The organism is Flavobacterium akiainvivens (genome assembly GCF_001278115.1).
Taxonomy (GTDB): domain Bacteria; phylum Bacteroidota; class Bacteroidia; order Flavobacteriales; family Flavobacteriaceae; genus Flavobacterium; species Flavobacterium akiainvivens.
Genome location: NZ_LIYD01000005.1, coordinates 2,304,125 through 2,319,092, shown reverse-complemented (window position 1 = coordinate 2,319,092; position 14,968 = coordinate 2,304,125). Strand labels below are relative to the sequence as shown.

The 14,968-nt window shown below is 43.7% G+C and carries 15 protein-coding genes; 8 read left to right on the top strand and 7 right to left on the bottom strand.

Annotation, left to right across the window (positions count from 1 at the left end):
- Positions 1–123 precede the first annotated feature (123 nt).
- The 4 genes from AM279_RS10395 to AM279_RS10380 all read right to left on the bottom strand — a co-directional run bounded on the left by AM279_RS10395 (position 124) and on the right by AM279_RS10380 (position 3,974).
- A complete protein-coding gene (locus AM279_RS10395; RefSeq protein WP_236688541.1) occupies positions 124–1,392 on the bottom strand; it encodes a BNR repeat-containing protein in 1,269 nt (422 codons plus the stop codon).
- Positions 1,393–1,658: 266 nt separating this feature from the next.
- Positions 1,659–2,291, bottom strand: coding sequence for a MarC family protein (locus AM279_RS10390; protein ID WP_054407897.1), 633 nt, complete (start codon positions 2,289–2,291; stop codon positions 1,659–1,661).
- A gap of 51 nt (positions 2,292–2,342) precedes the next feature.
- The gene (locus tag AM279_RS10385) at positions 2,343–2,864 is read right to left on the bottom strand and encodes a hypothetical protein (protein ID WP_054407896.1); all 522 of its coding nucleotides are present in this window, start codon (positions 2,862–2,864) and stop codon (positions 2,343–2,345) included.
- A 96-nt stretch (positions 2,865–2,960) separates the two neighbouring features.
- Entirely contained in the window at positions 2,961–3,974 is a 1,014-nt protein-coding gene (locus AM279_RS10380) for a T9SS type A sorting domain-containing protein (RefSeq protein ID WP_074961362.1), read from the bottom strand.
- 192 nt (positions 3,975–4,166) lie between these two features.
- Between AM279_RS10380 and AM279_RS10375 the strand changes: the two genes are divergently transcribed.
- Positions 4,167–4,628 carry a gliding motility lipoprotein GldH family protein gene (locus AM279_RS10375; RefSeq protein ID WP_054407895.1) on the top strand — a complete coding sequence of 154 codons (462 nt, stop codon included), beginning with the start codon at positions 4,167–4,169 and terminating at the stop codon, positions 4,626–4,628.
- A gap of 51 nt (positions 4,629–4,679) precedes the next feature.
- Here the strand turns inward: AM279_RS10375 and AM279_RS10370 are convergent, their stop codons facing one another.
- Together AM279_RS10370 and AM279_RS10365 are read right to left on the bottom strand one after the other, a co-directional pair.
- On the bottom strand, positions 4,680–5,420 hold the full coding sequence (locus AM279_RS10370) for a dioxygenase family protein (RefSeq protein ID WP_054407894.1): 741 nt from the start codon (positions 5,418–5,420) through the stop codon (positions 4,680–4,682).
- Between the two features lie 84 nt (positions 5,421–5,504).
- Positions 5,505–6,167: a pirin family protein gene (locus tag AM279_RS10365; RefSeq protein ID WP_054407893.1), complete on the bottom strand. Its 663-nt coding sequence runs from the start codon at positions 6,165–6,167 to the stop codon at positions 5,505–5,507.
- Between the two features lie 114 nt (positions 6,168–6,281).
- On the opposite strand from AM279_RS10365, the gene AM279_RS10360 reads away from it, so the two are divergent.
- Positions 6,282–7,370 carry a carboxypeptidase-like regulatory domain-containing protein gene (locus AM279_RS10360; RefSeq protein WP_054407892.1) on the top strand — a complete coding sequence of 363 codons (1,089 nt, stop codon included), beginning with the start codon at positions 6,282–6,284 and terminating at the stop codon, positions 7,368–7,370.
- A gap of 68 nt (positions 7,371–7,438) precedes the next feature.
- Entirely contained in the window at positions 7,439–7,804 is a 366-nt protein-coding gene (locus tag AM279_RS10355; protein WP_054407891.1) for a CoA-binding protein, read from the top strand.
- Here AM279_RS10355 and AM279_RS10350 read toward each other — a convergent pair.
- Positions 7,791–9,293, bottom strand: coding sequence for a sodium:solute symporter (locus AM279_RS10350; RefSeq protein WP_054407890.1), 1,503 nt, complete (start codon positions 9,291–9,293; stop codon positions 7,791–7,793). The two genes, AM279_RS10355 and AM279_RS10350, sit on opposite strands and share 14 nt — an antisense overlap.
- A gap of 103 nt (positions 9,294–9,396) precedes the next feature.
- Here AM279_RS10350 and recR point away from each other — a divergent pair, with 103 nt between their 5' ends.
- The 5 genes from recR (at position 9,397) to rfbB (ending at position 14,961) form a co-directional block, all read left to right on the top strand.
- On the top strand, positions 9,397–10,017 hold the full coding sequence (gene recR, locus AM279_RS10345) for a recombination mediator RecR (protein ID WP_054407889.1): 621 nt from the start codon (positions 9,397–9,399) through the stop codon (positions 10,015–10,017).
- 160 nt (positions 10,018–10,177) lie between these two features.
- On the top strand, positions 10,178–11,182 hold the full coding sequence (locus AM279_RS10340) for an SDR family oxidoreductase (protein WP_054407888.1): 1,005 nt from the start codon (positions 10,178–10,180) through the stop codon (positions 11,180–11,182).
- Entirely contained in the window at positions 11,179–12,447 is a 1,269-nt protein-coding gene (locus tag AM279_RS10335) for a nucleotide sugar dehydrogenase (protein WP_054407887.1), read from the top strand. The genes AM279_RS10340 and AM279_RS10335 overlap by 4 nt, the downstream gene beginning before the upstream one ends.
- Before the next feature lie 42 nt (positions 12,448–12,489).
- Positions 12,490–13,884, top strand: a complete 1,395-nt coding sequence (locus tag AM279_RS10330; protein ID WP_054407886.1) for a UDP-glucose 6-dehydrogenase — start codon at positions 12,490–12,492, stop codon at positions 13,882–13,884.
- Between the two features lie 18 nt (positions 13,885–13,902).
- The gene (gene rfbB / locus AM279_RS10325) at positions 13,903–14,961 is read left to right on the top strand and encodes a dTDP-glucose 4,6-dehydratase (RefSeq protein WP_054407885.1); all 1,059 of its coding nucleotides are present in this window, start codon (positions 13,903–13,905) and stop codon (positions 14,959–14,961) included.
- Positions 14,962–14,968: the final 7 nt, after the last annotated feature.

Genomic DNA, 14,968 nt, shown 5'->3' with positions numbered 1-14,968 from the left:
TTAGAATTTGCCGCACGTTGTTGAGAATTCGCGCCGGGCTGATTTGGTATAAGCTCTAATTTTTTAGTTATACCAAATATAAAAAGGTGTTGATGCCTGAAACAGTGTATAGCGTTTATTTTGTTAACGGGGCAGGTGCCTTACTTCAATAACCCGTACCGGTGTTGGCGGTACGTTGTTAACCCCTTCGCCGTCGGCCTGGTTCACCTCCTGGGCAAAAATGTGTAGCTGCCCTGTGGCGGCCCATAGTTCTTTATCAAAATTAGGTTCCCATTGCCCAACGGGGGTAGAGGTAAGGTTGGACACCTGCCATTTCTTAGATGACAGGTTTATATGGGCAAGGCTAACCTTATTGCCGCGTTCTTCATCGCGGTACAGCAGGTAAACAGTATTGTTTTTAACCATAAGTTCCGGGCGCGAAATGGGTATGCTCTTGGTGCCGCCCCCACCAAGGTTAAAGTTGCCGGTGCGCAGGTTGCTGTGTATTATATTCCATTCAGCCCCATTAAAATACACCACTTTATATTGCGGGGTAGCATTCTTTTCTGCCCAGTAAGTTGCAATATAAGGGTTGCCTTTGGCATCAACGGTCATGGCCGTCTGGTTAATCAGGCTGCTGTTTTGGGGTACGGTTTGTACCACTTCGGCATTATTTATAGTAATGGGCAGGGTATAGGCTGTGCCATCGCTTTTTTGCCAGGTAATGCCGCCATCGGGCGAAAAGGCATAACAGATATCGTGGTTGGTACTTACATCCCAGGTTTCGCGCCACGTCCAGGACAGGTACAGCCCTTTGGGCGAAGAGCACATTTGCCAGTAGGCGCTGCGGTTGCCCTGGCCGTCGAGCAGGTTGTTTTGCACCTGCTGCCATTGCTGTGTGGCGGGGTTGTAAACGTTAAGCACCATATTGCCGCGCCCGCTCTGGCCGCTGCGGTAGCAAAACAGCAGGTTGCCATTGGGCAGGTTGTAAAACTGGGGGTAGGTAACCTTGTCTTCCTGCAGGCCGGTCATGGGCATCATCTCAGTGAGTTCAAGGCCCAGGGGGGTGGTACTGCGGGCATAGTGCAGGGGGTTGTCATGATGGTTCCAAGAAAGGTGCAGGTAGCCGCGGCTGTCTATAGCCATAGATATGCAGTTGTGGGCATCGCGAATGTTGCCCTTGTAAGGGGTGACGGCGGTTTGCCATACTGATGCGCCCTGTTTGCGCTTTGCCAGCACCACATAGCCCTCGTTATTGTAGTAGGCCGTAAACTGGAAGCCGCCAAAAGAGGTTAGGGCAGCATTGCGAAAAATTACAGTATTGACCGAGTTGCCGGCCCAGCCTTCTCCAACTACCGACCCGGATGTTTTTAGGGACGCGCAACCCATAAAAAGAGCCAGGCCAAAAAACATCAAAGTCAAAAGTCGAAAGTCGTAAAGTCGAAAGGAGGTTAGTCGGAAATGTAAATTCATAAATTCGTTGAATGAGGTAAAATCACGGTTTTGTAACCTGAAAACAGGAGTTGTACATTTACGATAGGGCACTTGTAAAAATGCGATATTTCACGGTTTTGAATTTCAAACTCCGAAAGTGAAAAATTAGCGTTAAAATACAGTTAAAATGTAAGAAAATGCTGTTTTCGACAGATGGCAGAATTCGAAGCATTTTTAACAGGCGGTTATTTCCAGTTGATGCCCTCTAAAATTACTACTACTGCACTTATAATGTATTGAACACCAATGGCTATAATGATAAAGCCGATGATTCTTGAAATAGCCACAATGCCTGAAGCCCCTAAAATGCGGCTCAGGTAGTGGGCGCTCCTCATAATAATGAAGATGGTAAGGGCAACTGCTGCCATGGCACCTACGGCAATAGCCTGCTCGGGCAGTGTTTTAAGGTCTTGATACATAGCTATTAAGAACGATATTGAACCCGGCCCGGCCAGCATGGGTATGGCTAATGGTGTGAGTGCTATGTCGTTACGTTTCTGGGCATCGGCCTCTATTTCCTTGTGCACGCCGCGGCCCTTGCTAAAGCGCCTGTTGAGCAGCGAGAAGCCCGAATTGACAATGATAAAACCACCCGCTATGCGCAGGGCTTCTATCTTAATGCCAAAGAAATCAAGCACATACTGTCCTATAAAGAACGATATGACCAGGATTATGAACACGTTAATGGCGGTCCAGAACGATATGCGCTGGCGTTCTTTAAGGGTGTCATCCTGCGTGAGGCCTACAAAAATGGGCACTGCACCCAATGGGTTGATTACTGAGAAAAGGGCGGCAAAAACATATACAAATAGCTCCATATCAGGTTGGTTTTGTTAAGCAAAGGTAGGGTTTTTATTACGGACTGTAAGCTACAGGGGCTTTAAATTAGCATCTTCATAATAACAGATGGCCAGCAGCGGCTGCACCGGGAACATAAGGGTTTCCAGCCCCGGTGCCTCACTATTTGTATTGCTACTTACTAAGTAACAGTTGTTTACGATTCCTAAATACGTAAACAGCGGTGAGTAAAACGTTATGCCCACCTTGTGGCGCGCCATATCAGTAATGTCAGTATTCACAATATCAAGGCGGTAGGTGGTAAAGGGCAGGTAGGTAGTGCCCAGCACATCGGGCACGCGGTAAAAGCTGCCCTTAAGTTGCGCTACATAGCTTTCTGCGGCCATACCTGTCAGAAAATGAAGCTGTTGCGTTTTGGGGTTTTCGGCCAAAAGCTCGCGGAAGGTGGTTTTTGGGTTGTCTTTATCGTTAAAAAGCTGGTGCTGCATGAGGTATTCGCGGTAGGTGTCCTCAAATATATAGCGGTCCCACGGCTGGGTGGCGGTGTGGTCTATAACCACCCTATATGCCAGTTTTATTTTTGTATGTGCCATTAATTCAATGCTTTATGTTTTAAAAAGCGAAAGAGAGGGAACCACCCCTCTCTTTCAAAAATACAAATAACCAACAATAAAAATGCAATTAACACTTTACTTAACCAACATTTTTTTACTTTCTTCAAACCTACCGTCCTGATTTTCAACGGTAACCTTGTATAAATAATAACCGCTGTTTAAACCGCTGCGGTTTAGGGTGATATTGTTTTCTCCGGCGGCCAGGTTGCCGTTGAAGGCGGTAAGTACCCTACGACCTGCCATGTCATAAACGGCTATGTTTACGCTGCTGTCATATTGCAGATTGAGCGGTATAATAGTGCTGTCTGTTAGTGGGTTAGGGTAGTTTTGTCCCAACCCATACTGCTGCTGTTCAAGGCTGCCCACACCCAGTGTTGGCCCGTTTACATAAATGGTATGCGTAAGTGCAAAACCGTCTGACACAGAGCCTTCTACCGATGCGATTTCGATACCCTCGTCATCATCGCTAAACACGTTGTCATTAGCATTATAGGTATAGCCGTTCATGCCCTTGGTATAACCATAGCTGGTGGCGGCATTTACCTGATTCACAGCACTGTTAGTGCCCTCAGGGAAGGCTATCTGGGTAATAAGCAGCGATGTGCCGCTGCTGTTGTATATGTGCACGTGAATGTGCGTGGCGCGGCTTGTATACCACCCCGGAAATATAGATGTAAAGCTTACAAGCCCCTCACTGTTAGTGGTTTGTCTGCCGCGCAAAAAGTGAACCGACGTGTAGTTTGTGGGTTGCATGCCGCTGCCGCCATACTCGCTGTAGTTGCCGTCTTTGTCGCAATGCCAAATGTCTACAATGGCGCCTTCAAGTGCGCTACAGCCTGCATTTTTGTTCTTTATGTAGATGTCGATGGTAAAAGCCACCCCGGTGCGGCCGTCGGTAATATCGGTACGCACCCAGTTAGACGGGGTTATGGTGGGGAATGGCCCCTCGGTTTCGGTTGGGCTTACGGTGCAGTCGTCTACCGTGCCACCGTCAATGTTTTTGGCGGTGCCTGCCCTTAGCAATGCAGGTGCCGCCACAGCTGCGCCTAAAAAGCCCAGGCTGCTTTTAATGAATGTTTTCCTCTCCATCAGTTAGTTACGTTTTTGTTTAAAGCAAATATATGCTGTAAATAAGCCTGTGATGGGAAATTGCGGTAAACCATTTATTTGTTGAGGCGAATGGTATTTGTGTTAATTTAATGAGTAAGTTTGCCTGTTCAGGTGGTAAAACCTGAATAAAATTCAGATAATTGTAAATTTTAGTGTAATAACCCATTGTTTATGAAGAAAATAGCCCTTTTGTTGCTGACCTTCTCCCTGTTTTCATGTACTAAAGAAAATGTTGTATTTACTGAAACCAATAAAGACTTTACCAAAAACAGGTGGAAAATTGATGATGCAAAAGTGTTTCAACCTGTTTTAAATGAGGATATTAAAGATGCTAATGTGTACCTGCATTTTTCTAATATACACGAACCCGGCTATACAGATGTACCCGTAGCAGTGCAGTTTCTGGATGCAGACGGAAAGGAAGAGGTTTTTCTGGTTGAGGTAAAACTTAAAGATGAGGCCGGTAAAAGCCTAAGCGATTGTGCCGGAGATATTTGTGATATTAAAGTGCCTGTTAAAGAGCATGTTGCCCTGGCTAAAGGCAAGTATAAAATAGCGTTTATGCACAAGTCTGATGGCGAATACCTGCCTAATGTGCTTGCAGTGGGCCTTAGTATCGAAAAAGCAGAGTAATGTCTTGATTATAAGTAATAAAAGCAGTGCCAGCGCACTGCTTTTGCTGTTTTATGAGGCTACAAATATGGTGTGTTCTAAACTAAAACCATCTGGTATGTTGCCGCTTATGGTGGCTGTTTCGGCGCCTTCATCATCATCACTAAAAATGTTGTCGGCGGCATTGTAAGTATAGCCGTTCATGTCTTTTGTATAGCCATACGCTGTAGCGGCATTAACCTGAACCACAGCACTGTTACTACCTTCAGGAAATGCTATTTGGGTAATAAGCAACGAGTTGCCACTGCTGTTATAAATGTGTACGTGTATGTGGGTTGCCCGCCCTGTATACCACCCCGGAAAGATAGAGGTGAAAGCTACCTGCCCATCGGCATTAGTGGTTTGCCTGCCCCGTAAAAAGTGCGCCGATGTATAGTTGGTGCTTTGCATCTGGGTGCCACCATACTCGCTGTAGTTACCGTCTTTATCGCAATGCCAAATGTCTACAATGGCGTTTTCCAGCACGTTACAGTCGTTATTTACATTTTTAACCGTAATGGTTATGGCCAGGGCAACGCCGGTGCGGTCTGCAGTAATATCACTAACTACCAGCGATGCCGGGTTAATGGTGGGGAAAGGCCCTGCCGTTTCTGTTGGAGATACCGTGCAACTACCGTCTGTAGGTGTGTTTGAACTGCCAGAACCGGTGTTGGTTACACTTTCATCATCAGTACTACAGCCGTTTAGCGCTTTTAAACCGGTTAAGGCCAGGCCTGCAAAGCCCATTGTCCTTAAAAACTGTTTTCTTTCCATATCCTTAGTGTTTATATCAGGATAACGCAGTTAAAAATCAGGATATTAGCACGGGGAGGTAAACAGTGGCTTTTTAGCGGTAAACTATATTTTTACTTCAAAAAGCAGTAGGGCGGCGTTGTTGCTAAGGGCTTCAATTTCAGCTTCATTAGTGTTCCAAAGCGCAAGGGCATCGCGCTCTTCCAGCAGGCGGCCTTCTGTTTCAAAAGCGCCGTTAATAATAAAGACAAACAGCCCATGGCCGGGTTGCAGGGTGTAAAAGGCTTCCTGCCTGCCTTCAAAAATACCTATATACCCTTTTACGGCTTCCAGTTTAATAAAAGGAAGCAATGTGTTTTTTGTATCAAGCTTAAAACCAATGTTTTGATAGCCTGATGTGCCTGTGTTGAGTTCGATATATAGAAAGTTAACCAGTTCTGCTTCATACGGGTTTTTGATGCTGATTTCACCGGCAGGTAAGATAAGTGCTTCATCAGGAAAGGATTCAAATTCGGTGGTTTCGTGGGTTACTTTTATTCCTCCCGTAAGGGGTATAATGAGTGCCGATGTGCCCTCCTGTATACTTCTGGTTATGGAGAATCCGGGAGCTAACACCTCGTCATTCAGTACACTAAGGCTGCCGAATGGTTCACGGTTTTCGGCATGATATGTGCCGAAATTAAAGGTTGAGAGCAGGCGTTGCTGTTCATTTTCAAAGTGGCCGCGTTGTTGTGCCTTGTATATTATGGCTGTAGACTGGCGTTTCATGTAACCGGGTTTTACCCAAATGTATTAAAATTGGCAGCAAACACCATAAAATGTAGGTAAACACGTTCAATACTAAGGCTAAAATCCTTAGTTTTATCCTGTAAAAGCCAATCCATGAAAGTATTACTATCCTTATTTATTTTTATCAGCCAGTTTGCTGCCGCCCAGGTTATTACGGGGTATGTGCATGATGCAGAGACTGAGGAGCCCCTTGTAGGTGTTTCGGTTTATTTTGACGGTACCACACTGGCCACAGTAACTGATGAGACTGGCGCTTTTAGTATAAAGCCACAGCAGGGTATTAACAAAGCGCTTATTTTTAGTTATATAGGTTATGAAAAAATAGTGCTTGAAAATCCCACGAGTTATACCTCAAGGCTCAAGGTGCTTATGAAAGCAAGCGCCGAAACCCTTGATGAAGTGGTAATTACCGGCAAAACCATCTTTTCGCGCAAGCAAATGTTGAGGGCATTCCGCAAACAGTTTTTGGGCGATAACAAAGGGGGCAGGTCATGCACTATACAAAATGAAGACGATATTGTATTGTATTATAATTCAGGCACCAACACGCTTCATGCCGAAGCCAAAAGGCCTTTGCGTATTATAAACAAGTACCTGCAATATGATATTAACTTTGACCTGGCCGAATTTGAGGTGAATTATTATTCTACTTCTTTGGAAGAGAATGAAATAGGTTCGGCATTTTATGCAGGGACTACTTTGTTTAAAGATACGTCTAAGGATGGGTCAGCAGATAAAAGGCGCAGGCAGGCTTACCGTGGCTCAATAGCACACCTTATGCGTACTATATACAATAACGATTGGGAAAATCAGGATTTTGACTGGTATGTAGATAAAGAACACATAGCGCCCGATAGTTGTTTTGCTATAACAGACAGCCTTAATTATAAGAAGATTACCATTAAAGAGCTGCCTCCTATGGAAGTGCCTGGGCTTACAACCATGCAGGGCGCACCCGGGGTTAAAGACCGTATACTAAAGCGTGATTTTACCAAAACCAAGTATGTGCTTATGTACAGGCAATCGGCCCAAACTACTATAAACTTTACCATGCGCGAATTTTATATTAACGAATACGGGCTGTTTTTCCCTTTTAATGCATTGCTTTTTGCGGGCCACCTGGGCAATATGCGTGCAGGCGACCTGCTGCCCGATAACTATGAGTATATTGAAACCGATTAGTGTTAGCAATAGGCTAAAATAGGTGTATAACTGCCTGTAGTTTGGTAACTTTACGTAAAAATAAAGCTATGGCAACTAAAAAAACACTGGTTATGGGTGCCAGTAACGACCCCGGACGATATGCCTACAAGGCTGTAAAAATGCTACAGCGGTTTGGTCACCCTGTAGTGGCAATGGGCAAACGCGAAGATGATATAGATGGTATTAAAGTGGAGCAGGGCGCTGCGCCTTTTGATGGTGTAAATACGGTAACGCTGTACCTTAACCCCGTGAACCAGAGGCAATACTACGATTATATCATAGGCTTAAAGCCTAATCGCGTAATCTTTAACCCCGGTACTGAAAACCCCGATTTGTATGCGCTACTGCGCGAAAATAATATTGAGTTTGAAGTAGGCTGCACGCTTGTAATGCTGTCTATTAACCAATATTAACCGCCGGTGCTTTTTTGCTTATGCATAGCAATAGTAAAAAGGTTATAAGCCCGTTTATTACAATCAATTCGCTGTCAAAAACATAGCCGCCCAGCCAGGTTGTGGCATTGGCTGCTATAAAATAGGTTAGGACGGGCGATAGTATGCACACAACCGGCACCAGTGCATCGCGCACGGTGAGGTTTTTCATGAAAAGGCCAAAGGTATAAAGCCCTAACAGCGGGCCATATGTATATCCTGCAATCTTAAATATCATGCTTACTACTGATTTGTCGTTCAGTGAATTAAATATGATGATTACAACAAACATAAGCATAGAAAATGCTATGTGAACCATGTGGCGTGTGCGCACATTGTTAGCTTTAGATAGATTCTCTGCTTTATCCATACCTAAAAAGTCTACGCAAAATGAGGTGGTTAAGGCCGTAAGTGCAGAATCGGTAGTAGCAAAGGTGGCGGCGGTAAGCCCTAAAAGAAACACTACAGCCGGCACAAGGCTAAGATGCTTAAAGGCAATTTCAGGAAAAAGCAGGTCGGTGCGTGGTGCGCCGTCTACGACAGGCACACTTATACCGTTAGAATTGGCATAAATGTACAGCAGTGCGCCAACCCCTAAAAAGAACAGGTTGATAACCACAAAAGTACCTGTAAAGGTAAACATATTCTTTTGGGCTTCACCTATGTTCTTGCAGCTCAGGTTTTTCTGCATCAGGTCCTGGTCAAGGCCCACCATGGCTATGGTAACAAACATCCCCCCAATAATTTGCTTCACAAAATGGAAACGGCTGCCTATAAAATCCTCAAAAAAGAAAATTTTAGAGTAGTTGCTTTGCTTTACGGTTTCAAAAGCATCGGCAAAACCCAGGTTCAGGCTGTCGCAAATAAAGTAAATAGTAAGGAATACCGATGATACAAGGAAGAACGTCTGGAGCGTATCGGTAATAATAATGGTTTTAAGCCCACCTTTGTATGTGTATGAAAATATAAGTAATAACGAAATGAGCACCGTTGCCCAAAACGGAATGCTAAAATCATCAAATACATAGCGTTGCAATACAATAACCACCAGGTAAAGCCTGAAAGCCGAGCCAATGGTGCGGCTTATAAGGAAAATCATGGCCGATGTTTTGTAACTTACATAGCCCAGGCGGCCCTCAATATAGCCATAGATGGAGGTAAGGTTTAGTCTGTAGTAAAGCGGTAGTAATACTTTTGCTATAATAATAAAACCCAGCGCGTTGCCCAGTATAAATTGAAAATATTTAAACTGTTCGCCACTTGGTGCGCCTACCTCGCCGGGCACTGATATAAATGTTACGCCCGATAGTGCCGTGCCTATCATGCCAAATGCCACAAGATACCATTTAGAGTTTTTATTGGCCTTAAAAAAAGTATCGTTACTTGTGTCTTTCCGGCTTGAAAGCCATGAAATTAGTATGAGTATGCCAAAATAAACTATTATTATGCTGAGTATGGTTGTAGCGCTCATTAAAATATGTGTTTGCCATACAAAGCAAGCGAAAAATTTTTAATAACCCATGCCGGTGTACATAATACTGCATACGGACTGATTTTTATATCTTTGCCCTGTTATGGAAATGTCGTCGAAATTACTGGAAAGGGCCGTAGCCGAAATCTCCCAGCTGCCGGGTATTGGCAAGCGCACCGCGTTACGGCTTGCGCTGCACCTGCTCAAGCAGCCCGCAGACCAAACCCAACAGCTTGCCGAAGCGCTGCAAAAGCTGCGTGAAGATATTGTGTTTTGCAGTAAATGCCACAATATAAGCGATGCCGAAGTATGCCATATTTGCGAAAACCCACACCGTGATGCATCTGTAATTTGTGTGGTAGAAGACATTCGCGATGTAATGGCTATAGAAAACACCGGGCTTTTTAAAGGGGTATACCATGTTTTGGGGGGCAAAATATCGCCCATAGAGGGTATTGGCCCCGGCCAGCTTACCATAGTGCAACTGGTAACAAAGGTAAAGGCAGGAGGGGTGAGGGAGCTTATTTTTGCCCTGAGCGGTACTATGGAAGGCGATACTACTAATTTTTATATCTACAGGCAGGTAAAAGAGTGCGATGTGGTAATATCTGCCATTGCAAGGGGTATAGCTGTGGGAGATGAGCTTGAATTTGCCGATGAAGTAACCCTTGGCAGGAGTATTATGCACCGCGTGCCATTTGAAAACTCAATAAAAAGCCACTAAATTTTATCAATTCTTAAATTGAGCCGATAAATGTAGGTTAATGAATTGTCAATTCTTTAAAAAGGCGGTTTATTGCCATTAAATTAACTTCTATTTATCATTTAAGTATTTATATTTGCAGGCAACAGGGCATTATCCTTGTTCCTCAACGGTCTTTTTGATGCAACATACTCAATCAATAAAAATTCTTATTACAGGCGGCGCAGGCTTTATAGGGTCGTCGTTGTGTGAATATTTTTTAGGTAAAGGGTATGCAGTGGTTTGTTTAGACAACCTTGCAACCGGCCATAAAAAGAACATTGAACCCTTGTTGCAAAATCCCGGATTTACGTTTATTGAAGGCGATATAAGAAACCCTGAAGATTGCGCAAAAGCAGTTACAGGTGTTACGCACGTATTGCACGAGGCAGCCCTGGGCTCTGTGCCGCGCTCTATTAAAGACCCGGTAACCACAAACGATGTAAATATAGGCGGGTTTTTAAATATGCTGGTTGCCAGCCGCGATGCCGGGGTAAAAAGGTTTGTATATGCAGCCAGCTCCAGCACTTATGGCGATAGCAAAGCGCTGCCAAAGGTTGAAGATAAAATAGGTAAGCCGCTTTCGCCTTATGCCATTACCAAGTATGTAAATGAGTTGTATGCCGATATTTTTAGCCGTACTTACGGGCTTGAAACCATTGGGCTGCGTTATTTTAATGTGTTTGGCAGAAGGCAGGATCCAAATGGCGCCTACGCAGCTGTAATCCCAAAGTTTGTAATGCAGCTTATGCAGCACCAAAGCCCGGTTATTAACGGCGATGGTTCTTACAGCAGGGATTTTACTTATATAGATAATGTGGTGCAAATGAACGAGCTTGCACTGTTTTCTGATAATCCGAAGGCGGTAAACGCTGTTTACAACACCGCTTTTGGAGAACGCACCACGCTTAATGAGCTGGTGGAGAATTTAAAAAACTACCTTTCGGTATACGACCCTCAAATAGCAAATGTTCAAATTGAATATGGCCCTGAAAGGGCGGGAGATATACCGCACTCACTGGCGAGTATAGATAAGGCAAAAGAATTACTGGGTTACAACCCGCACTATTCTTTTAGCCGCGGTGTAGAAGAAGCTGTTGGGTGGTACTGGGAAAATTTAAAACCCCTTATTGCAGAAAAAGAATGAATATAGCAGTTATAGGCCTTGGATATGTAGGGTTGCCCCTGGCAGTGCTTCTGGCCAAAAAATATAAGGTTACCGGTTTTGATATTAATAAAAGCCGTGTGGCACAGCTTAATGCAGGCAAAGACAATACCCTTGAGGTTAGCGATGCCGAACTGAAAGAAGTTTTAGGTGGAGGCGATGTTGGTAACGGCTTATCCTGTAGTGCCGATGCGGCAGATATTGCAGAGGCTACATTTTATATAGTAACTGTGCCTACGCCGGTAGATAAAAACAACAGGCCCAACCTTGGTGCGCTGGTTAGTGCCAGCAAAACCGTGGGCAGCGTGCTTAAAAAGGGTGATGTTGTGGTGTATGAATCTACTGTTTACCCGGGCGTTACAGAAGATGAATGTGTTCCGGTGCTGGAAAAAGCAAGCGGGTTAACATTTAACGTAGATTTTTTTGCAGGCTATTCTCCCGAAAGGATAAACCCCGGAGATAAAGAACATACTGTAGATAAGATTACCAAAATAACCAGTGGCTCGACTCCCGAGGCGGCTGATAAGGTTGATGCATTATACAGGTCGGTTATAACAGCCGGCACGCACAAAGCGCCTTCTATTAAAGTGGCAGAGGCGGCTAAGGTTATAGAAAACTCGCAGCGCGATATAAATATTGCGTTTGTAAACGAGCTGGCAAAAATATTCAACCTGCTTGAAATTGATACCCATGCCGTTCTTGAGGCTGCTTCTACCAAGTGGAACTTCCTTCCCTTTAGGCCGGGGCTTGTAGGCGGGCACTGTATAGGTGTAGACCCGTATTACCTGGCACAAAAGGCACAGGAGGCGGGCTATCATCCCGAAATTATACTGGCAGGCCGCAGGGTTAACGACAGTATGGGCGGTTATGTAGCCAGCCAGGTGGTTAAGCTTATGATAAAAAATAAGGTAATTGTAAACAGCTCAAAAATTCTTATGCTGGGCATTACATTTAAAGAAAACTGCCCTGATGTGAGGAATACCAAAATTGTAGATGTGGTAGAAGCCCTTAACGATTATGGTATTACGGTAGATGTGTATGACCCCTGGGCAAGCCCTGAAGAGGTTATGCATGAGTATGGTATACAAATTACAAATACCCTGCCTGAAGCGGAGTATGATGCCATTATACTGGGTGTGGCGCATAAAGAATTTAATGAACTTAATATTGCAGCCCTGCGCAAAGAAAAGAGCGTGGTGTATGATGTAAAAGGTATGTTTGGCCCTAAAGCATCGGCAAGACTGTAACGTGTATAAAAAAGTGTAAATTTGCTTCTGCAAATTAGTGAAATGAGTAAAATAAAAAATATTTGCTGTATAGGCGCCGGCTATGTAGGCGGGCCCACCATGGCGGTTGTAGCAGCAAAGTGTCCCGATATAAAAGTTACCATTGTAGACCTTAATGCACAGCGCATAGCGGCCTGGAATGATGAAAACCTTGATAACCTGCCGGTTTATGAGCCGGGCTTAGATAAGATTGTAGCCCAGGCCAGGGGCAGGAACCTGTTTTTTAGTACTGATGTAGATAAAGCTATAGAAGAAGCCGAGATGATATTTATATCGGTTAACACGCCTACTAAAACATATGGTTTAGGTAAAGGTAAAGCGGCCGATTTAAAATATATAGAGCTTTGTGCCAGGCAGATAGCTAAGGTGGCAAAAACAGATAAAATTGTTGTAGAAAAGTCTACATTGCCGGTAAGGACCGCTGAGGCTATTAAAAACATACTTGATAATACCGGAAATGGTGTTAAATTCCAAATCCTTTCTAATCCTGAGTTTTTAGCTGAGGGTACTGCTATTGAAGACCTTTTAAATCCCGATAGGGTGCTTATAGGCGGCGGTACAGATACAGAGGGGCAGGAAGCCATACAGGCACTTGCAGAAGTGTATGCCAACTGGATTCCGCAGGAGCGTATCCTTACTACCAATGTGTGGTCGTCTGAACTTTCTAAGCTTACAGCCAATGCTTTCCTTGCACAAAGGGTGTCGTCTATAAACGCAATGAGTGAATTGTGTGAAAAAACCGGTGCTGATGTAAATGAAGTGGCGAAGGCTATTGGTATGGATAGTCGTATTGGGCCTAAATTCCTTAAGGCATCAGTAGGGTTTGGCGGGTCGTGCTTCCAGAAAGACATACTTAACCTTGTGTATATAGCTAAGTCTTATGGCCTGCATGAAGTGGCAGATTACTGGGAACAGGTTATTATAATGAACGACCACCAAAAAAGGCGTTTTGCCTCAAGTATTGTAAGGACACTTTACAATACGGTTTCGGGTAAAAAAATAGCATTTTTAGGCTGGGCGTTTAAAAAAGATACTAATGATACAAGGGAGTCAGCAGCTATTTATGTAGCCGATGACCTTTTATTTGAGCAGGCAGGTATAGCCGTGTTTGACCCAAAGGTTGAAAAAGGCCAGATATATGCCGATGTAAATTACCTTGGTACACGCAGCGAGGCTCAAAACGAAAAAGGGATTACAGTATTTGCAGATCCTTATGAAGCCTGTAAAGATGCACATGCCATTGCGGTGCTTACTGAGTGGGATGAGTTTAAAGAATACAACTGGCAGCACATTTTTGATAATATGAAAAAGCCTGCTTTTGTTTTTGATGGCAGGAATGTTTTAGATGGCGAGAAATTAAGGGAAATTGGTTTTGTTTTTCAGGCTATAGGAAAATAAAGGTTTTAAGGAACAGGTATGAAAAAAATTCTTATTACCGGTGGGGCAGGTTTTATAGGTTCTCATACAGTAAGACATTTTGTAACTAATTATCCGGAGTATACTATTTACAACCTGGATGCCCTTACTTATGCCGGTAACCTGGAGAATATTAAAGATATAGAAGGTAAGCCAAATTATAAGTTTATAAAAGGCGATATTACAGATGCTGATTTTATAATCGGCCTCTTTAATGAATATAAGTTTGACGGAGTAATTCACTTAGCAGCAGAGTCGCATGTAGACAGGTCTATCTCGGCTCCTAATGTTTTTGTGAAAACAAATGTAATGGGTACTGTTAATCTGCTCAATGCCTTCAGGGTGTTGTGGCAGGATAAATGGCGCGATAAAAGGTTTTATCATATTAGTACTGATGAGGTTTACGGTTCGTTGGGGTTAAGCGGCCTTTTTACTGAAGAATCACTTTATAACCCTAATTCACCTTATTCGGCGTCTAAAGCTGCTTCAGATCATTTTGTAAGGGCTTATGGCGAAACTTATGGGTTGCCGTATGTGCTTACCAACTGTTCTAATAATTATGGCCCTAACCATTTTCCGGAGAAACTGATTCCGTTGTTTATTAATAATATTATAAACATGCAGCCACTTCCTGTTTATGGAGACGGAAAGTATACGCGGGACTGGCTCTTTGTATTAGATCATGCCCGTGCTATAGATGTTGTGTTTCATACAGGTGTTAATCATCAAACCTATAATATAGGCGGGTTTAATGAATGGCAAAATATTGATTTGGTAAAACTGTTGTGTGCTATTATGGATGAGAAACTGGGCAGGAGTAAAGGCACCTCAGAAAAACTGATAACATACGTTAAAGACAGGCCGGGGCATGATTTGCGTTATGCAATTGATGCCGGTAAAATAAACAATGAGCTGGGATGGAAACCCAGTGTAACTTTTGAAGAAGGGCTGGCTTTAACCGTAGACTGGTTTTTGGCTAATCAAGAGTGGTTAAATAATGTAACCTCAGGAGCGTATATGCAATATTATAAAAAACAGTATCTTACGCCGGAAAACTAAAAATAAT